This window comes from Streptomyces sp. PT12, assembly GCF_003311645.1.
Taxonomy (GTDB): Bacteria; Actinomycetota; Actinomycetes; order Streptomycetales; family Streptomycetaceae; genus Streptomyces.
In genome coordinates, this window is sequence record NZ_QEST01000142.1 from 67343 (window position 1) to 85994 (window position 18652).

Annotated in this window: 15 protein-coding genes, 1 tRNA gene and 1 pseudogene; 7 read left to right on the top strand and 10 right to left on the bottom strand. The window is 74.8% G+C overall.

The features are described from left to right. The 5 genes from DEH69_RS16585 to DEH69_RS16610 all read left to right on the top strand — a co-directional run bounded on the left by DEH69_RS16585 (position 1) and on the right by DEH69_RS16610 (position 6423). Positions 1-1356 (top strand): ROK family transcriptional regulator, encoded by a 1356-nt coding sequence (locus tag DEH69_RS16585; protein ID WP_181727460.1) that lies wholly within the window; start codon positions 1-3, stop codon positions 1354-1356. Between the two features lie 4 nt (positions 1357-1360). After that, positions 1361-1990: an N-acetylmuramoyl-L-alanine amidase gene (locus DEH69_RS16590; RefSeq protein ID WP_258534717.1), complete on the top strand. Its 630-nt coding sequence runs from the start codon at positions 1361-1363 to the stop codon at positions 1988-1990. 852 nt (positions 1991-2842) lie between these two features. Continuing rightward, a complete protein-coding gene (locus DEH69_RS16600; protein WP_113687767.1) occupies positions 2843-3613 on the top strand; it encodes a DUF4239 domain-containing protein in 771 nt (256 codons plus the stop codon). 39 nt (positions 3614-3652) lie between these two features. After that, the gene (locus tag DEH69_RS16605) at positions 3653-5104 is read left to right on the top strand and encodes an acyl-CoA synthetase (RefSeq protein WP_113687768.1); all 1452 of its coding nucleotides are present in this window, start codon (positions 3653-3655) and stop codon (positions 5102-5104) included. Beyond that, entirely contained in the window at positions 5101-6423 is a 1323-nt protein-coding gene (locus DEH69_RS16610; protein WP_258534718.1) for a carboxyl transferase domain-containing protein, read from the top strand. The genes DEH69_RS16605 and DEH69_RS16610 overlap by 4 nt, the downstream gene beginning before the upstream one ends. A gap of 44 nt (positions 6424-6467) precedes the next feature. Here the strand turns inward: DEH69_RS16610 and DEH69_RS16615 are convergent, their stop codons facing one another. The 8 genes from DEH69_RS16615 to DEH69_RS16660 form a co-directional block, all read right to left on the bottom strand. Further along, positions 6468-7484: an MsnO8 family LLM class oxidoreductase gene (locus DEH69_RS16615; protein ID WP_113687769.1), complete on the bottom strand. Its 1017-nt coding sequence runs from the start codon at positions 7482-7484 to the stop codon at positions 6468-6470. A gap of 596 nt (positions 7485-8080) precedes the next feature. Then, positions 8081-8740 (bottom strand): response regulator transcription factor, encoded by a 660-nt coding sequence (locus DEH69_RS16630; protein ID WP_113687781.1) that lies wholly within the window; start codon positions 8738-8740, stop codon positions 8081-8083. 32 nt (positions 8741-8772) lie between these two features. Further along, on the bottom strand, positions 8773-9426 hold the full coding sequence (locus DEH69_RS16635) for an ABC transporter ATP-binding protein (RefSeq protein ID WP_113687770.1): 654 nt from the start codon (positions 9424-9426) through the stop codon (positions 8773-8775). After that, the gene (locus DEH69_RS16640) at positions 9419-10330 is read right to left on the bottom strand and encodes an ABC transporter ATP-binding protein (RefSeq protein ID WP_113687782.1); all 912 of its coding nucleotides are present in this window, start codon (positions 10328-10330) and stop codon (positions 9419-9421) included. Before DEH69_RS16640 ends, DEH69_RS16635 begins: the two co-directional genes overlap by 8 nt. Before the next feature lie 83 nt (positions 10331-10413). Continuing rightward, positions 10414-11337: an ABC transporter permease gene (locus DEH69_RS16645; RefSeq protein ID WP_113687771.1), complete on the bottom strand. Its 924-nt coding sequence runs from the start codon at positions 11335-11337 to the stop codon at positions 10414-10416. A 13-nt stretch (positions 11338-11350) separates the two neighbouring features. After that, positions 11351-12322 carry an ABC transporter permease gene (locus DEH69_RS16650; RefSeq protein WP_113687783.1) on the bottom strand — a complete coding sequence of 324 codons (972 nt, stop codon included), beginning with the start codon at positions 12320-12322 and terminating at the stop codon, positions 11351-11353. A 68-nt stretch (positions 12323-12390) separates the two neighbouring features. Then, positions 12391-13989: an ABC transporter substrate-binding protein gene (locus DEH69_RS16655; RefSeq protein WP_113687772.1), complete on the bottom strand. Its 1599-nt coding sequence runs from the start codon at positions 13987-13989 to the stop codon at positions 12391-12393. 128 nt (positions 13990-14117) lie between these two features. After that, on the bottom strand, positions 14118-15092 hold the full coding sequence (locus DEH69_RS16660) for an alpha/beta fold hydrolase (RefSeq protein ID WP_113687773.1): 975 nt from the start codon (positions 15090-15092) through the stop codon (positions 14118-14120). A gap of 137 nt (positions 15093-15229) precedes the next feature. On the opposite strand from DEH69_RS16660, the gene DEH69_RS16665 reads away from it, so the two are divergent. Both DEH69_RS16665 and DEH69_RS16670 read left to right on the top strand, forming a co-directional pair. Continuing rightward, entirely contained in the window at positions 15230-16657 is a 1428-nt protein-coding gene (locus tag DEH69_RS16665) for a lipase maturation factor family protein (protein ID WP_113687784.1), read from the top strand. Positions 16658-16730: 73 nt separating this feature from the next. Further along, positions 16731-16804, top strand: a tRNA-Pro gene (locus tag DEH69_RS16670). Between the two features lie 125 nt (positions 16805-16929). Here DEH69_RS16670 and DEH69_RS16675 read toward each other — a convergent pair. Both DEH69_RS16675 and DEH69_RS16680 read right to left on the bottom strand, forming a co-directional pair. Continuing rightward, positions 16930-17838: a site-specific integrase gene (locus DEH69_RS16675; protein ID WP_113687774.1), complete on the bottom strand. Its 909-nt coding sequence runs from the start codon at positions 17836-17838 to the stop codon at positions 16930-16932. 51 nt (positions 17839-17889) lie between these two features. Next, positions 17890-18585, bottom strand: a pseudogene (locus DEH69_RS16680) (IS110 family transposase); the annotation flags it as partial. Positions 18586-18652 lie beyond the last annotated feature (67 nt).

The following is an 18652-nucleotide window of genomic DNA, read 5'->3' on the forward strand; positions in this document are numbered from 1 at the left end:
ATGGTCGCGCCCGCCCCCGCGTCCCAGGCGCAGATGCGCCAGCGGAACCTCTCCCGCGTGCTGCACACCCTGGCAGCCGAGGGGCCGCTCTCCCGCGCCGCCGTGGCCGCCAGGATCGGGCTGACCAGGGCCGCGGTCTCCACGCTCGTCGACGAGCTGCTGCGCGGCGGGCTGCTGGTGGAGCGCGGCCCCGGGCGCTCGGGGTCCGTGGGCCGCCCCGGCACCCAGCTGCTGCTCGCCGACCGCGGGCCCTGCGGCCTCGGCGCGGAAATCGGTGTCGACCACCTCGCGGTCTGCGTCATGGACCTGCGCGGCGACGTCCGCGTGCGGCTCGAGCGCGTCAGCCGGGGCCAGGGCAGCGACCCGGCCGAAGTCCTCCCCCAGGTCGGCGAGATGCTGCGGCGGGCGACCGCGGAGGCCGCCGAGGCGGGGCTTGCGCCCGCGGGCCTGACCGTGGCCGTTCCCGGGCTGGTCGCGCGGAACACCGCGACCGTGCTGCGCGCGCCGAACCTCGGCTGGCACGGCGTCGACCTCGCGCGGCTGCTCCCCGCCGACCTCGGCCCGCTCGCGGTGGAGAACGAGGCCAACCTGGGCGCGCTCGCCGAGCTGTGGTCCGCGCACCACGGCGCGTCGGAGCGCGACCGGCTCCCGGGCGCCGCCGGTGCGGACGGTGCCGCCGGTGCGGACGGTGCCGCCGGTGCCGCCGGTGCCGCCGGTGCCGCCGGTGCCGACAGCTTCGTGCACGTCTCGGCCGAGATCGGCATCGGCGCCGCCCTCGTCGTCGACGGCGAACTCCTGCGCGGCGCCCATGGCTTCGCGGGCGAGCTCGGCCACCTGCCGGTGCACCCCAGGGGCCGCCCGTGCTCGTGCGGGGGCCAGGGCTGCCTTGAGACCTACGCGGGCGCCGAGGCCGTGCTGCGCGCGGCCGGGCTCGAGCCGGGCCCCGGGGTGCGCATGGGCGCCCTCACCGCGCGCTGCGAGGCGGGCGAGCCGACGGCACTGCGGGCCGTGCGGCAGGCGGGCACCGCGCTGGGCATCGCGCTCTCGGGCGCCGTCAACCTGCTCGACCCCCGGCAGGTGGTCATCGGTGGCGCGCTGGCCAGGCTCGCGCCCTGGCTGCTGCCCCCCGTCTCCCGAGAGCTGGCCCGCCGCACCTCCGTGGCGGCGGGCGGCCGCGACTCCCCGGTGCCGGTGACCGCCTCGCCCCTCGGCCCTGACGGCCCCCTGCTCGGCGCCGCCATGTCCGCGGTGCGCACGGCGCTCGACCGCCCCGGCGAGCTGGTCAAGGGCGGTGCCGCGGGGGCGCGTTGGTCGCCGACCGGACTTGGCAACGCGGCCGAAGGGGCGTCAGCATGAGGGCATGGCCTCCCCTCACCCGCCATCCGGGCCCGCCCGCCGCGCCCTGCTGCGCGGCGGTGGCGCCGTGCTCGTCACCGGAGCCACCATGACGGCCTCGGCCGCCGGGGTGCTGCCGACCCCGGGGGACGGCGCGGGCGCGCCGTTCCGCGACGGCTTCCCCGGCGCCGAGTGGGCCCCGGCGCACCCCTCCAACTACACGTGGGCGCGGCGCCCTTCGAGCCACACCATCGACCGTGTGGTCATCCATGTCGCACAGGAGACCTACCGCGACACCATCGGCATCTTCGCCGACCGCGCCCGTGAGGTGTCGGCCCACTACGTCGTCGCCGCCGACGGCCGCGTCGCCCAGTGCCTGCGCGACTCCGACATCGGGTGGCACGCGGGCAACTGGGACCACAACACCCGTTCCATCGGCATCGAGCACGAGGGCTGGGTGGACGAGCCCGAGTGGTTCACCGACGCGATGTACGAGCGTTCCGCGGCGCTGACCGCGTATCTCTGCGACGCCTATGGCATCCGCAAGGACCGCACCGGCGTCATCGGCCACAGCGAGGTCCCGCGCGCCACGCACACCGACCCGGGGTCGCTGTGGGACTGGGAGCGCTATCTGCGGCTGGTCAACGCCGTCTGAGAACGGGCCCCTTCACACGGGCTGACCCGCCCCGGAACGCCGTCGCCGACGGGGCCACCGCCGAACGAGCGGCCGACGGGTGGCGGGGCGCTGAGAACACGTCACTCCCGACGCCTCTCAATCCTCTCCGGACTGTTTTTCATCAGATCCGGCGAATTACGGTTCGAGTCCTCATGTCGGGCGTGACGCGAGCGCAAATATCGCCCCGTGAAGACGACGCAGCGCGCACGCCGGGTGGCGGCCGGTGCCGCCTGTGCCACGCTCCTGCTGACCCTGGTCGCGGGGGGCTCGGCCCGGGGGGCGCCCGCGCACGGCATCCCCGACTGGCCCTGGCCACCGCCGCATCCGCCGCACCCTTGCTGGTGGTGGCACTGCCCCCCGTCACCCCCCACTCCCACGCCGCCCACTCCCACGCCCCCCGTTCCCACGCCGCCCGAGCCCACCCCTCCCCCGGTGCCGACTCCGCCTCCCGTGCCGAGCCCGCCGCCGGTCCCCTCACCGCCACAGGAGCCGAGCCAGCCTCCCGCGCCGCGGCCTTCGCCGACGCCCGACCACGAGGAGCCGCCTCCCGCCCCGGCTCCGGCGCCCGCCCCACCGCCTCGGGCGCCGGAGCCTGACCCCACCCCCACACCCGAGCCACCGCGGGAGCCGTCGCCCTCCCCCACACCGGAGGCGACGCCCTCGCCGCTGCCCGCGGCGGTGCCGAGCGCCGTGGACGGCGACCCGCCGGACCGCGGTGGCTCTCTCGTCAGCCGCACCCTGCTGGTCGTCGCCCCCGCGGTGCTCGCCGCCGCCGTGCTCCGTCCCCGTTCCCGTCCCGGCCCCCGTTCCGGCGCCGGCTAGGAGGTCACGTTGTCCGAATGGCTCGTGCTGCTCATCGCCGTCGTGGCGACCTGCGCCCTGGTCATCCTGGTCGCGGTGGTGCGCCAGCGCCGCGTCGGCCACGAGGACGACCCCTCGGAGACGCCCGATGTCATCGAGTACATGACGATGATGATCGGCGTGGTGTACGCGATCGTGCTCGGCCTGGCGATCGCCGGGGGCTGGGAGGCCCAGGGCGCCGCGGACGACTGGGTGCGGCAGGAGGCCCAGGCGCTCCACGAGGTGGACGTCCTCGCCGAGGTCTTCCCCGAGGACGCGCGGGACGACATCCGCGCCAGCCTCGCCACCTATGTCGACCACACCGTGGGCACGGAGTGGGACCACATGCTCGACCACGACGACCTGACCGAGCGCGGCGACTCGCTGCTCGGGCAGCTGCGGGACACCGTGCTGGCGCGCGAGCCGGAGACCGTGCGCGAAGTGCAGGCGTTCCAGGGCATGATCGACCAGGTCGCCGCGGTGGACGAGGCCAGGGTGGGGCGCGGGGACAGCGCCGAGCCGACCATGCCGCCGGTCGTCTGGCTCGGGCTGATCGTCGGTGGCGTGGTCTCCGTCGGGATGATCTTCGCGCTCCAGATCCAGCGCTCGGGCCGTGAGATGGTGCTCGCTGGCCTGTTCAGCGCGCTGATCGCGTTCCTGCTGTTCCTGGTCTGGTACTTCGACGACCCGTTCGCCCACGGCCTGGGCGATGGGATCGAGGCGTACCAGGCGTTCTTCCCACGGGCCGGGGCCGCCGAATGAGCCGCCGCCCCGTGGGGCGCAGCCTCTAGCATGATGCGAATGAGCCCTCTGTTTCCGGCCCTGGCAAGCGCTTCGGCCAAGCCCGCGCTGCGCTTCGGCGACCAGATACTCAGCTATGACGCACTGCGCCGCACGGCCGGTGACCTCGCCCAGCGGCTCGGCGGTCACCGCCGCGTCGCCGTGTGGGCCACGCCCACGGGCGAGACGGCCGTGGCCGCCGTCGCCGCGCTGCTCGCCGGGGTGGCCCTGGTGCCCGTCAACCCCAAGATCGGGGCGCGGGAGCTTGCGCACATCGTCGGCGACAGCGCGCCGACCCTGGTGCTCGCCCCGGTCAGCGCGGCGCTGCCCGACCCGCTCGCCGCCCTGCCCAGGCTGGACGTCGACGCGGCCGCCGACCCCGGCGCGGCGGCCGACGCGGGGGACGCGGGCGACGGCATCGCCCCCGAGAGCGCCGCGCTGATCGTCTATACGTCGGGCACCACGGGCCCGCCCAAGGGCGTGGTCCTCTCGCGCCGGGCGCTCGCCACCACCCTGGACGCGCTCGCCGACGCGTGGGAGTGGACCGAGGCCGACGTGGTGGTCCACGGGCTGCCGCTGTTCCATGTGCACGGCCTGGTGCTCGGCGTGCTGGGGCCGCTGCGCCGCGGCGGAACGGTCCACCACCTGGGCCGTTTCTCTCCCGAAGGCGTGACAGAGGCGCTGGTGGGCGACGGCACGATGCTGTTCGGGGTGCCGACGATGTACCACAGGCTGGCCGAGGCGGGGGGCTCCGACGAGCGGCTGACGGCGGCGCTCGCCGGGGCGCGGCTGCTGGTGTCGGGCTCCGCGCCGCTGCCGCTGCCCGACCACGAGCGGATCCTGGCGTTCACGGGGCGGCGGGTGATCGAGCGTTACGGCATGACCGAGACGTTGATGAACACCAGCGTGCGCGCCGACGGCCCGCCCGCCACCGGCACGGTCGGGGTGCCGCTCCCTGGCGTCGAGGTGCGCCTCGTCGACGACGCGGGCGCGGCGCTGGCCGGGGGCGACGGCGAGACGGTGGGCGAGATCCAGGTGCGCGGGCCGAACCTGTTCACCGAGTACCTGAACCGCCCCGACGCCACGGCCGAGGCGTTCGACGGCGGCTGGTTCCGCACGGGGGACATGGCGACGCGCGACCCCGCGGGGAACTACCGGATCGTAGGCCGCAAGTCGACGGACATCATCAAGAGCGGCGGCTACAAGATCGGCGCCGGGGAGATCGAGAACGTCCTGCTGACCCACCCCGGGGTCGCCGAGGCCGCCGTGACGGCCGCGCCCGACCCCGACCTGGGCGAGCGGATCATCGCGTGGATCGTGCCGCGCGACGCGGGGAGCAGCCCAAGCCCTCAGGAGCTGACCGACCATGTGGCGGGGCAGCTGGCCACCCACAAGCGGCCGCGCGAGGTGCGCTTCCTCGCCGCCCTGCCGCGCAACGACATGGGCAAGGTCCTCAAGCGGGAGCTGACGTGAACGGCGTGCCGGGGGAGGGCGCCACGGCGCGGGAGCTGATCGCCGCCGTCGCCCCCGTGTTCACCGAGCTGCCCGGCCGGGCCGCCTCGACCCCCGGTGGCCCGCTCGGCTGGCCGGGGTACGACGACGCCAGGGCGCGGGCCAGGAAGCGAACCGGCGAGACCGAAGCGGTGGTCTGCGGGATCGGGGAGTCGGGCGGGACTGAGGCGGTGCTGATCGCGTTCGAGTTCGGCTTCCTCGGGGGCTCGATCGGTGAGGAGACGGGCGAGCGCATCGAGAACGCGTTCATCACCGCCCGTGATCTGTCGCTGCCCGTGGTGTCGCTCATCGCGAGCGGCGGCAGCCGGATGCAGGAGGGCATGTACGCGCTGACCCAACTCCAGCGCATCGCCCGGCAGATGGTGCGGCTGCGGGCCGCCGGGCTGCCGCATCTCGCGGTGCTTGCCGGGCCCGTCACCGGCGGCGGCTGGGCGACGCTCGGGGCGGGCGCGGATGTGCGGGTGGCGCTGCCGGGGGCGCAGGTCGGCTTCGCCGGGTCCAGGATCAGGCCGCGGGACGCGGATCCCGCGGCCTATACGGCCGAGGGCCAGCTTGCGGTGGGTCAGGTGGACGAGATCGTGTCCGCTGACGAGGTGGGGCGGGCGGTGGCGCGCTGGCTCGCGCTGCTGACGCGGCCCGCCACCGGGCCCGTCGCGCCGCCGAGGGCGCTGCGGGCGGTGCCGCTGCCCGAGTCGGGCTGGCAGGCCGTCCAGCGGGCGCGCGAGGCGGAACGGCCGCGCGCCGAGGCGTATGTGCGGGCGCACTTCACGCTGCGCGCCCCCCTGGCCAGTCTCGACCCCGGCATCGCGTGCGGGTTCGGGCAGCGGGACGGGAAGAGCGTCGCCTATGTGGCGCAGGGCGGGACGGCGACGTCGCCCGCGGGGTTCAGGGCGGCGACGCGCCTGGTGCTGCTCGCGGACCGCCTCTCGATCCCGGTGCTGACGCTGGTGGACACCCCGGGCGCGGCCAACGGCGCCGAGGCGGAGCGGGACGGCGTGGGGGCGGCCATCGCCGAGGCCATCACCGCGGTGGCGGGCTGCCGGATCCCGGTGACCACGCTGCTGGTCGGGGAGGGCGGCTCGGGCGGCGCGGTGGCTCTGACCTCGCCGGGGAACACCTGGGTGACGCCGGACAGCTACTACTCGGTGGTCGCCCCCGAGCTCGCGGTCGCCATCCTCAAGCGCGGCCCCGACGCGGTGCGGGAGACGGCGGAGCAGTTGCGGCTGCGGCCCCAGGACCTGGTGGAGCTCGGCATCGCGCGGGGCATCGTGCCGCTCTGAGCGGCCGCTGGGGCGAGGGCGGGGCGGTGGGCGGCGTCCGTGGCTCAGCCGACGGGCGCCGCGAGCCCCGCGAGGCGGGCCAGCCGCCGGGTGGAGTCGAGGCGGGCGGCGTCGTCGTGGGAGCTGAGGGTCAGCAGCAGCTCCTGGGCGCCGGTGCGGTCGATCAGCCGGGCCAGCGCTTCGGCCATCGCCTCCTCGTCGCCGTGCAGCTGACCGGCGCGGGCCTCGTCGAAGTGCCGGCGCTCGCGCTCGGTCATCGCGCGGGCCAGGATCTCGTCGGGCGGGTCGAGGGGCGGGAAGACGCCGCGGGTGCGGGACCACGCGGTCGCCCATGCCTCGGGGATCTGGAGCAGCCTGGCGCGTTCGGCCGTGTCGGCGACGGCGGCGTTGACCGCGAGGATCACCTCCGGCCGCTCGGCCCGCGCGGACGGCCGGAAGGCGGAACGGTAGCGGTCGATCGCCGTGAGCATGCGGTCCTCGTCGCTCAGATGGGCCATGACGAGCGGCAGCCCATGGGCGGCGGCGATGTCCGCGCCCGATCCCACCGCGAGCACATAGGCGGGCACGTCCAGCCCGGTGGCGGGGGGCGCGTCGATCGGGGCGCGGCCTTCGAAGTAGCCGAGCAGCTCGGTCAGTTGCTCGCCGAAGCGCTCCGCCGCGCCCTTGTCGACGCCCAGCGCGTCGCGCACCGGGCCCGTGAAGCCCACCGAGCGGCCGAGGCCCATGTCGACGCGCCCGGGGAAGAGCGAGGCCAGCACCCCGAACTGCTCGGCGACGACCAGCGGCCTGTGGTTGGGCAGCATGACGCCGCCCGTGCCGACCCTGATGCGGTCGGTGGCCGCGGCCACGGCGGCGGCGAGCACGGTGGGCGCCGAGCCCGCGACGCCGGGCACGCCATGGTGCTCGGCCACCCAGAAGCGGTGGTAGCCAAGGTCCTCGACCTGCCGCGCGAAGCGGACGGTGCCGCGCAGCGCGTCGGCCGGGTGCTGTCCGCGGCGGGTGAGGGCGCGGTCGAGGACCGACCAGCGCACCGAGGCGAGCCGTGCCGTGGTGTCGTCCATGTCAGGTGCAACGCCGGGGACCGCCGAGGATTCCCGGGGCGCGGGGGCGGGGCGCCGAGGCGGAGGGCGGGGCGGGGGGCGAGGCGGCGAGGCGGGCGGCGAGGCGGCGCGCGAGGGCAGGCGCGGTGAGGAGTTCGTAACGCGGCCTTGCTCCGGATGACGTGGATCGGCAATGGGCCCTGGCAGGCGGAACAGCATGAGCACCCTGCGGATGGCCGCCGCGTCGGCCGGGTTCGGCCGCGATATCGAGGAGGGCTTCGCCACCGTCGAACGCCTCGTCAAGGAGGCCAGAGGCGAGGGCGCGCGCCGCGGAGAACCAGGTCGTGCTCGCGTCCTCCAACCAGACCGGCGCGATGGGCGGGATGCGCTTCCTCGGCCAGGCCAAGGTGGTCGGCCCGGGCGGCGACATCCTGGCCCTGGGCGGCGACGACCCGGAACGCCGCGCCGCGGGCCGGGAGCTGGCCGCCCGGCACACGTGGGAGGAGGCCGCGCGGCGCCATCTGGCGTCCTACCGCTCGCTCGCGAAGGGGCGTCCGGGGCCCGCAGGGCGCCCCGCCCGCTCGGGACCACTCAGGAGTCGCCTTCAGGAGTCGCCTTCAGGAGTCGCCTTCGGTCAGCCGCGCGTCGTGGGCCAGCAGGGCGATCTGGACGCGGTTGTTGAGGTTGAGCTTGGCCAGGATCCGCGAGACATGCGTCTTGACGGTCGGAACGCTCATGTGGAGCGCGGCGGCGATCTCGGCGTTGGACTTGCCCTGGCCGATCGCGACGGCGACCTCGCGCTCCCGCTCGCCGAGCGCCGCGAGGCGCCGCCTGGCACGGTGGGCGTCGAGGCCAGCTCCGGTGACGTGCGCGATCAGCCGCTGGGTGACGGCGGGCGACAGGACGGGGTCGCCCTCGGCGACGCGACGCACGGCCGCGACGATCTCGCCGGGCGGGGTGTCCTTGAGGACGAACCCCGCGGCCCCGGCCCGCAGCGCCCGCAGCACGTGCTCGTCGGCGTTGAACGTCGTCAGCACCAGCACCTCGGGCGGGTCGGCCATGGCGCGCAGCCGCTCGGTGGCGGCCAGGCCGTCCGTGCCCGGCATGCGGATGTCCATCAGCACCACGTCGGGGGTGTGGCGTTCCACCAGCGCGTGCACCTCGGCACCGTCCGCGCCCTCGCCGACGATCTCCAGGTCGGGCGCGGCGGCGAGCATGAGCCGCAGCCCGGAGCGGACCAGGGGGTCGTCATCGACGAGGAGCACGCGGATGGCCATGCGGGTCACCGTAGCCAGCCGCGCGGCGCGGGTCACCGCCCGGTGGGGAAGTCCAGCACCCGGTCGCACCAGCGCCGCAGCAGGACCCGGTCGTGGCCGACGGCGAGCAGGGCGGCGCCGTGCTCGCGGCGGTACTCCTCGACGACGGCGACCAGCGCGGCGGTGGTCGACGCGTCCAGCATCGCGGTCATCTCGTCGCAGATCAGCAGGCCGGGGCGCAGCATCAACGCCCGTGCCAGGCAGGCTCGTTGCAGCTGCCCGTCGCTCACCTCGTGGGGGCGGCGGCCGAGCAGCGCGGGGGTGAGGCCGACGTCGTCGGCCAGCCGGGCGGCGCGGTCGGCGAGCTCGGCGCCTCGCCCTGTGGCGCTGGCGGGCTCGGCGATCAGGTCGCGCAGCGTGAGCCGGGGGTCGGCGGCGAGCCTCGGCTGCTGGAACACCACGCCCACCCGCGTCCGTTCGGCGCGGGGCGCGCGGAAGCGGAAGCCGGTGACGGGCTCGCCCGCCAGGCGCACGGTGCCCGCCCAGGGGCGGTGCAGCAGGGCCGCCACCCGGGCGAGGGTGGACTTGCCACAGCCGCTGGGGCCGAGCAGCCCGACGGCCTCGCCGTCGCCCACGGCGAGAGAGAGGCCGGTGACGACGGGGGTGCGGCGGTCGTAGCCCGCGGTGACGCGGTCGAGCTCAAGCATCGGCGGCCTCCCGCGCGTGGTGGCAGGCGACGCCGTCGGCGAGGGCGGGCAGGGTGGCGCACCGCTCGGTCGCGCGGTCGCAGCGGGGGGCGAACGCGCATCCTTCGGGCAGGGCGTCGAGCTCGGGCGGCAGCCCGGGGATGGGGGTGAAGGCGCGTTCGGGGAGGGCGTCGAGCAGGCCAGCGGCGTAGGGGTGGCGGGGCCCTGGGCGGCCGAAGAAGGCGTCGGCGGTGGTGAGTTCGACGACGCGGCCCGCGTACATCACGGCTACCCGGTCGGCGACGCGCTCGGCGGCGGCCAGGTCGTGGGTGATGACCAGCAGGCCGCGGCCCTCGTCGGCGTGGCGGCGCAGCTCGCCGACCGTGCGGTCCACCAGGTCGCGGTCGAGCCCGGTGGTGGGCTCGTCGGCGATCAGCAGGGGCGCGTCGGCGACCAGCGCGAGCGCGGTGGCGGCGCGCTGGGCGAGGCCACCGGAGAGCTGGTGCGGGTGGCGGTCGAGGTGGTCGGCGGGGAACGCGGCCCGCGCGGCGGCGGACTCGGCGGCGGCGCGCAGCTCCCTGCGCGGGGTGCCGCGCAGGGCGCGCACGGTCTCCTCCAGGTGGGAGCGGACGGTGCGCACCGGGGTGAGGTGGGCGGCGGGGCTCTGCGGAATGAGCCCGGCGCGGCGCCCGCGGACGGCGCGCGCCAGCGTGGCCTCCCCCGCGGTCAGCAGGTCGAGCAGGCCCTCCCCCGTGTCGATGAGCGCGGCGCCCCTGGTGCGGGCGTTGCCCGGCAGCAGGCCGAGCAGCGCGGAGGCGAGGACGGACTTGCCGCAGCCGCTCTCGCCCACCAGGGCCAGGCACTCGCCGGGGCGCAGGTCGAAGGAGACATCGGTGACGGCGGCGACGGGGCGCCCGCTGGGCATGAGGAACCGCACGGACAACTCCCGTACGGACAGCAGGGGTCGGCCCCGCGTCGGGTTCTCCGGCTTCTGGCCGGGCGTCCGGCTCACAGGACCAGCTCCGATCGGCGGCGGGGATTGATGCGTTCGCGCCAGGCTCCGGCGAGTCCGGCGATGGCGAGGGTGGGGACGACGATGAACAGGCCGGGGAAGAGCGTGGGCCACCACTCGCCGGTCACCAGGGAGCCGCGGGCGCCGTTGATCATCGTGCCCAGGCTGGCCTCGTGGGCCGGGATGCCGAGGCCGAGGAACGAAAGCGCCGACTCGTGCCAGATGGCGTGCGGCACCATGAGCACGGCGGCGAGACCGGCCTGCGGCAGCACGGCGGGGACCAGGTGGCGCACCGCGACGCGCAGGCGGGAGGCGCCGCCGGATATCGCCGCGTCGACGAAGGGCCGCGCGCGCAGCGACAGCACCTCGGCGCGGACGATGCGCGCGGTGGACACCCAGTGGGTCAGCCCGACGGAGGCGACCACCGGCCACACGCCGGGCCGGAACATCGCGACGATGAAGATCCCCATCAGCAGGTGCGGCACGGCGGTGAACGTGTCGACGAGCCGCATGACGAGGCGGTCGAACCGGCCGCCCACCGCGCCAGCCGCGCAGCCGACCAGCAGGCCGATGCCGCTGGCGACCAGCGCCGCGACCAGGCCGACGAGGAGGGACACGCGCAGGCCGTAGACGCTGCGCAGCAGCACGTCGCGGCCGACCTCGTCGGTGCCGAACGGGTGGGCGCCCGAGGGGGGTTCGAGCTTGGCCGTCAGGTCGACGGCCTGCTGGTCGAGCGGGAAGAGCGGCGGGACCATGAGCACGGCGAGCGCGGCGATGGCGACGAGCGCCGCGGAGAACGCCACGCGCGCGGCGCGCGTGGAGCGGCGGACCGGGCGCGGGGCGTGCCAGGGCTCGGCCGCCCGGTCGGTGGGAGGGGCTGTGGGAGGGGCGGCGGGGCGGCGGGCGGCGGGCTGGTTCATGGGCGTTCCGCGTTCACATCTCGTCGTGGTCGACCCGGGGGTCGGCGAGGCCGTAGAGGAGGTCGGCGATGAGGTTGCCCGCGAGGACCGCGAGCGCGGAGAGCACGGTCAGCGCGGCCAGGAGCGGGAAGTCGGTCGCGGTCGCGGCGCGGACGGTCGCCGACGCGATGCCGGGCCAGCTGAAGACGGTCTCGACCAGCAGGGCCCCGGTGATCAGCTCAGGGATGCGGGTGCCGATCAGGGTGAGGACCGGCAGCAGCCCCGAGCGCAGCGCGTGGCCGATGAGCACGGTGCGCTCGCTCAGGCCGCGGGCGCGCGCGCCGCGCACGGGGTCCTCGCCGAGCGCGTCGAGCACGCCTTGGCGCGTGTAGAGCACGAACCACGGCAGCTGCGATACGGCGAGCACGGCGGCGGGCAGGGTGAGGTGGCGGACCAGGGAGCCCGCGGTGACGGCGGATCCGGCGCCGCTGTCGGTGAGCCCGCCCGCGGGCAGCACGTCGAGCCGCAGCGCGAACAGCCAGATCGCCAGGAGCGCGAGCCAGAACGGCGGCGCGGCCTGGAGCGTGTAGCTGAGCGCGGTGACGACGCGGTCGAACGCGCCGCCCGCCCGGCGCGCGGCGAGCACCCCGAGCGACGTGCCGAGCAGCACGGCCACCACGAAGGCGACCGAGCACAACAGCAGGCTCCAGCCCACGCGTTCGCCGATGACCTGGCCGACCGGCTGGCGCAGGGCGAGGGACTGGCCGAGGTCGCCCGCGGCGGCCGAGCGCAGCCACGCCCACCACTGCTCGACAAAGGTGCCGTCGGCGCTGAGGTTGCGCCGCAGCGCGTCGAGCGTCTCCTGGGAGGTCCCCGCGCCGCCGTCGCCGATGTACCGGCGCACCGGGTCGAACGGCGAGGCCGCGGCCACCGCGAACATCCCGAGGGTGACCAGCACGAGCACCGGCACCGCGGCCAGCAGCCGCCGCCCGGCCAGCCTGGCCATGGCGGCCCACGGCAGCCGGGCGGCGCGGCGGGCGCGCTCCTGGCGGAGCCCCGCCTCGGTGGCCGTGGTCACGGCCGAACTCGCCAGTCCTCGACGTTCCACCAGGGGCCGTGGCCGAGGCCGTGGTCATGTGGCTCGATCTGGGTGCTGACGCCGTCCCAGCGGTCGGCCATCACATAGACGTGATCGATATGGGTGAGGAACGTGTAGCCGGGGTCGTCGGCCAGCTCCCGCTGCACGGCGTCGTACGCGGCCTCGCGCTCGGCCGGGTCGGCGCTGCGCCTGCCGTTCTCCAGCTCCTCGTCCACGGCCGGGTTCCGGTAGCGGCCCATGTTGTTGTAGCCGTCGCCCGCGAGGGAGGAGTGCAGCAGGGTGTAGAGGTCGAAGTCGGGGTCGCCGGGGTCGCCGCCGCCCGACAGGACGGCGTCCTCGGCCATGCGCTCGTCGATGACCTCCCAGGGCCCCGACTCGACGGTGATGTCGATGCCGATCTGCTCGGCGTCGCCCGCGTAGGCCAGGGCGTGCTCCTGCCTGAGCCGGTCGCCCGCCGGATACCACAGGGTGAACGAGGCGCGCTGGCCGTCCTTGGCCCTGACGCCGTCGTCGCCCGGCGCCCAGCCAGCCGCGTCGAGCAACTCGGCCGCGCCCTCGGGGTCGTGGGCGCGTTCGGTGCCCTCGGCGAACCACGGGCTGACCGTGGGGATCGGGCCATGGGCGACGTGTCCCGCGCCCTGGAGGATCGACTCGACCATCAGCTCGCGGTCGACGGCGAGGTCGAGGGCGCGGCGGATGTCGCGGTCGCCCGTGACGGGGTGGTCGGACGGCAGGGTGACGGCGCGGAAGTCGGCACTCTCGGCTTCAAGGGTGACCAGGCCGTCCTCGCCGTCGAACGTGGCGGCCAGGTTGGGCGGCAGGACGGCCGCGTCCAGGTCGCCCGAGCGCAGCCGGGTGGCGCGCACGTCGTCGTCGGGGATGACGGCCATGGTCAGCCGCCCGACCTCGGGCTCGCCGCCCCAGTAGCCGGGGTTGGCCTCCAGGGTGATGCGCTCGCCGCGGGTCCAGCCGGTGACGACATAGGGGCCCGTGCCGATGGGCTCGGTGTTGTACGGGCCCGTGTTGACGTCCTGGCCGCCCGCTGCCTCGGCCGACGCGATCGGCAGGACGGTGCGGTCGGCGAACGGGGCGTAGGGGTGGGCGAGGGTGAACACGACGGTGTGGTCACCCTCGGCGGTGACGCTCTCGACGGCGTCGAGGTCGCCCTTGGCGGCGTTGTTGGTGCCGTCGTCGAGGATGGTCTCGTAGGTGAAGACGACATCGCGCGCGGTGAACGGGCTCCCGTCGCTGAACTCCACGTCGTCGCGGAGGGCGAACGTGTAGGTGAGGCCGTCGTCGCTGACTTCGGGCAGCGCGGTGGCGAGCGCGGGCTTGAGCTCCATGTCCTCGTCGTGCCTGAGCAGCCCGTCGAAGATCTTGGAGTTGCCGTCCTTGCCGTAGCCGAGCAGCGGGCTCAAGGTGTCGGGCTCGTTGGCGATCCCGATGACGAGGGAGTCGCCCTCGCCACCGCCGCCGTCTCCCCCGCCGCCCTCGCCGGGCGCGGAGCAGGCGGCGGCCAGCAGTGTGGCCACCGCCGCCGTGGCGATCCCCGTCCTGGGCATCCGGACCGTCATGGCACACATCCCTGATGAATATAAGACGTTATTGCGAACTAGACGCAATTAAACATCACAGGCCATGCCCGCTGTCCAGACCTCCCGGGTGGCGCGCAGGCGAACGCCTCGTGCCGCCAGGCCAGCGCCTATGTGGCCAGGCCGCGTGCGGCCAGCCACCGGAGGTGCCTCACCGGCTGGGTCCCCCTGCCTCCGGCGTGGTCGCCGAACTCCCAGATGGTCAGGGTCTTTTCGCCCGCGTAGCGGTTGTACGCGGCGAACACCGTGGAGGGCGGGCACACGGGGTCCATGAGCGCCACGCTCACATGCGCGGGGGCCGTCGCCCTAGCGGCGAAGTGCTGCCCGTCGAAGTAGTTCAGGGTGGCGAACACCCCCGCCGGATCCACCCTCTTGTGGCCCCCCAGGTACTGCACGAGCTCGAGGTAGGGCCCCTCCCCCGCCGTGTCCGCGCCCCGCCTGAAGTCGCACAGGAACGGCACGTCGGCCGCCACCGCGGCCACCGCGTCCCCCGCGAGCCCGGCCACGGCGAGCGACAGGCCGCCGCCCTGGCTGCCCCCCGTGACGACCACCCGCTCCGGATCGACCGCGGGGTGCTCGCGTATCGCGTCCACGGCCCGCACACAGTCGGTGATGAGGCGGCGGTAGTAGTGATCGCGCGGGTCGTCGATCCCGCGGGTCATAAAGCCGCGCACCCACTGCGGGGTCGGCACCGGGTCGGGGTCGGGGGTGTCATGGCCCTGGCCCCTGCTGTCCACCACGAGATGCGCGTAACCGGCCGCGCTCCACAGCAGGTTCTCGGTGGGCAGGCCGCGCCCTCCGCTGTACCCCTGGTAGGTCACCACGGCGGGCAGCGGGCGTTCGACGCCGCGCGGCAGCAGCAGCCAGGCGGCGACGGGCTGGCCGCCCCAGCCGGGGAACCGCACGTCGAAGACCTCGACGGTCGCGAGACCGCTGTCCGTCACGGGGCGGTAGGCGGCGGGTTCGGCGCCCGCGGCGCGCGCGGCGCCGAGCGTCCCGGCCCAGAACGCGTCGAAGTCCTCGGGCGCGGCCACGCCCGAGTCGTACTCCCGCAGGGCGCGCAGCGGCATGTCGGTCAGGGGCACGGGGCCTCTCCTCACGGTTCAGGGGCGACCCTCGGCAGCCCGGCAAGGGTTTTCCGCCGAGAAGCTACGTCGCGCCGCGCGCCAGGTCAACGGGCGTTGCCTCGCCCCGCGGCCCCGCGGTGGTAGGCATGGGAACCATGGACTGGATCGCCGCCCCCGACGCTTGGCTGAGCCGCCTGGTGCTGCAACGCGGCCTCGCGGTCGTCTACCTGGTGGCCTTTCTCGCGGCCCTGCGGGAGTTCCGGGTGCTGGCCGGGGAGCGCGGCCTCACGCCCGCACCGGCGTTCGTGCGCGCCGTTCCGTTCCGCCACGCGCCCAGCCTCTTCCAATGGCGTTACTCGGACCGGCTGTTCACCGCTGTCGCGGCGCTCGGCGCCACGCTCGCCGCCGCGGTGGCGTGCGGCGCGGCAGACGCCGTTCCACTGCCGGTGTCGATGGCGCTGTGGGCGGCGCTGTGGGCGCTCTATCTGTCCATCGTCAACATCGGCCAGACCTGGTACGGCTTCGGCTGGGAGTCACTGCTGCTGGAGGCGGGCTTCCTGGCGATCTTCCTCGGCAACGACGCGATCGCGCCGCCGACCCTCGGCCTCTATCTGATGATCTGGCTGGTCTTCCGCGTCGAGTTGGGCGCGGGCCTGATCAAGTGGCGCGGTGACCCGTGCTGGCGGAAGCTGACGTGTCTCTACCACCACCACGAGACGCAGCCGATGCCCGGGCCGCTGAGCTGGTACTTCCACCACCTGCCGCGCCCGCTGCACCGGGTGGAGGCGGCGGCGAACCACATCGCCCAGCTGATCGTCCCGTTCGCCCTCTTCGCGCCGCAGCCCGTGGCGACCTGGGCGGCGGCCGTGGTGATGATCACGCAGCTGTGGCTCGTCGCCTCGGGGAACTTCGCGTGGCTCAACTGGCTGACCATGATCCTCGCCGTCGCCGCCGTGGACGGCGCCCTGGCCGCCCGCCACCTCCCGCTGCCCGCCCCGCCCGCCGACCAGCCCGACCCGCCCTCGTGGTTCACGATCACGGTGGTGGTGGCCGCGGCGCTCGTGGCCATGCTCAGCTACCGGCCCGTGCGGAACCTCCTCTCCCCGCGCCAGCAGATGAACCGCTCCTACAACAGCGTGCACCTGGTCAACACCTACGGCGCCTTCGGCAGCGTCACCCGCCAGCGGATGGAGATCGTGCTCGAGGGCACCGACGCCGCCGACCCCGGCGAGGGCGCGCGGTGGCGGGAGTACGCGTTCCGCGGCAAGCCGGGGGACCTCGCGCGGCTGCCCCGGCCGTTCGCGCCGTTCCATCTGCGCCTCGACTGGATGATGTGGTTCGCCGCGCTGGCGCCGCACCGCCCCCAGCCCTGGCTGCGCGCCCTGGTCCAACGCCTGCTCGCGGGCGACCGCGCCACCCTCCGCCTGCTGCGCGTGAACCCCTTCCCCGACCGACCGCCCACCCACATCCGCGCCCGCCTGTACCGCTACCGCTTCACGACGTGGCGCGAGCGCCGCGAGACCGGCGCGTGGTGGCACCGCGCCCTGGTCGGCGAGCACCTTCCCCCGACCCCCCGCCGTTGAGCGAGCACACCCCCGAATGCGGTATGGTTCACGTGCACGGAACGGGGGCCAAAGCCCCTGATCAGCCGGGCACCGGGACGTGGCGCAGTTTGGTAGCGCACTTGACTGGGGGTCAAGGGGTCGTGGGTTCAAATCCCGCCGTCCCGACAGGAACATCAGGTTCCGTCGCAGGTCAGGGCCCTGTCTCACGCAAGTGAGGCAGGGCCCTTCCCATGCCCACGGGCCCGGCCTCTCACAATCTCTCACAATGGGTCCGCGCTCCCCCGTGCCTCTCACCGCCGACGCAGGACCTCGTCCATCCGCTCGGCCGCCGGGCGCAGGTGCTCCACGCTCGGGTGGACATAGACCCGCTTGGTGAACGACAGGTCCGCGTGCCCGGCCCAGGCCGAGACCACGACGTCCGGCACGCCGGAGGCCGCCAGCCAGGTCAGGCAGGCGTGCCGCGCGTCGTAGGGCCGCACCCGCCGCACCCCCGCCCCTTCCATCAGCGCGTAGCAGCGACGCCGGAGCCAGTCGGTCTTCACCGCCCCGCCCAGCTCGTCCACCACCACCCGGCCCGATGCCGCGTACGCCTCCCCCGCCGCCAGGCGCTCCCGGCTCTGCACGCGGCGCAGATCCCGCAGCGCCGCGAGCACCACCCGCGGGAGCGGGAGGGTCCGCCGGCCCGCCTCGGACTTCGGGGCCTTCTCCACCACGGTGCGCTCCACGCTAGTGCGGGTGACCGCCACCGTGATGGTCCCGGCGTCCAGGTCGACGTCCGTCCAGCGCATGCCGCAGACCTCGGCCGGCCGCAGCCCCAGGAGCAACAGCAGCATGGGGGCGTGCAGCCGGTCGGCCGCGATGTACCGCAGGAACGGCACGACCTCCTGCTCGGTCCACGGCACCCGCTTGGCCTTCGCCGCCGCCGCGGCCTCCCTCGCGTGGCGCGGGATCGTCACGTACTGGGCCACGTTGCGCGCCACCAGCCGGCGCCGCACGGCCATGTTCAGCGCCGCGCGGAGGCGGCCGAGTGTCAGCCGCACCGAACGGATCCCCAGGCCCGTGCCCGGCTTCCCGCCCCGGATACGCCCGGAGGTCAGCATCCAGTCGACCAGGCCCTCGACGTCCTCCTCCGACACCGCCCCAGCGGACGACTCGACGACCGGCTCCTCGACCTCGTGCTCAGTAGTGGTCTCGCTCATCAGGCGTCTCCTTGATCATCAGATCCGCCGTCTATTGGACACTCCCTCCATCCGGCGCTGGGTGTGGACGGCGGCGAGCGAGGCGGCCAGGGAGGGCACGAGGATGTCGAGGGTGCCGGTCCCGGGAACGACGACGGTCTGTTCGTCGAGTGCGTCGAAGACGTCGTCGATCAGCCGCTGGGCCATGCGCGGGGCCTTGGGCCGGATCAGTTCGACGAGTCTGCGGCGGCCGGCTTTGCGCAGAGCCGCCGGGGAGCCGTGACGCTCCAGGAGCCAGGTGACGGCCTGGTGGTCGAGGCGCGGGCCCAGGACACGCTCCAGCGAGGGGTGGAACTGGGTGAGCAGGCCGCGTATCCGGTTGGACGTGCGGGTGGCCTCAGCCGCGAGGTCCTGGTCGAAGCCGGTCAGGACGGTCAGCTCGGCGGTGATCTCGTCGGTGAGCTGAAGCGAGCGCAGGGTGTGCGGCATCGTGCGGGCCGCGTCTGCGATCACGGCCGCGTCCTTGGCGTCGGTCTTCGCTTCGCCCGGGTAGAGGTCGGCGATCCGGCGCATCGCGAGTCCAGGCAGGTAGGCGACCTCGCAGCCCGCGTCGCGGGCGACGGTCAGCGGGAGGGCTCCGATCGAGGCGGGCTGGTCCACGATCACCAGGACGGTGCCGAACTTGGCGGTCAGCTTGTCGAAGACGGCCCGCAGCTTCGGTTCGCTGTTGGGCAGCTGCTTGTCGAAGACCTTCTTCCCGGCCGGGGTGGGGAGTGTCCAATAGACGGCGGATCTGATGATCAAGGAGACGCCTGATGAGCGAGACCACTACTGA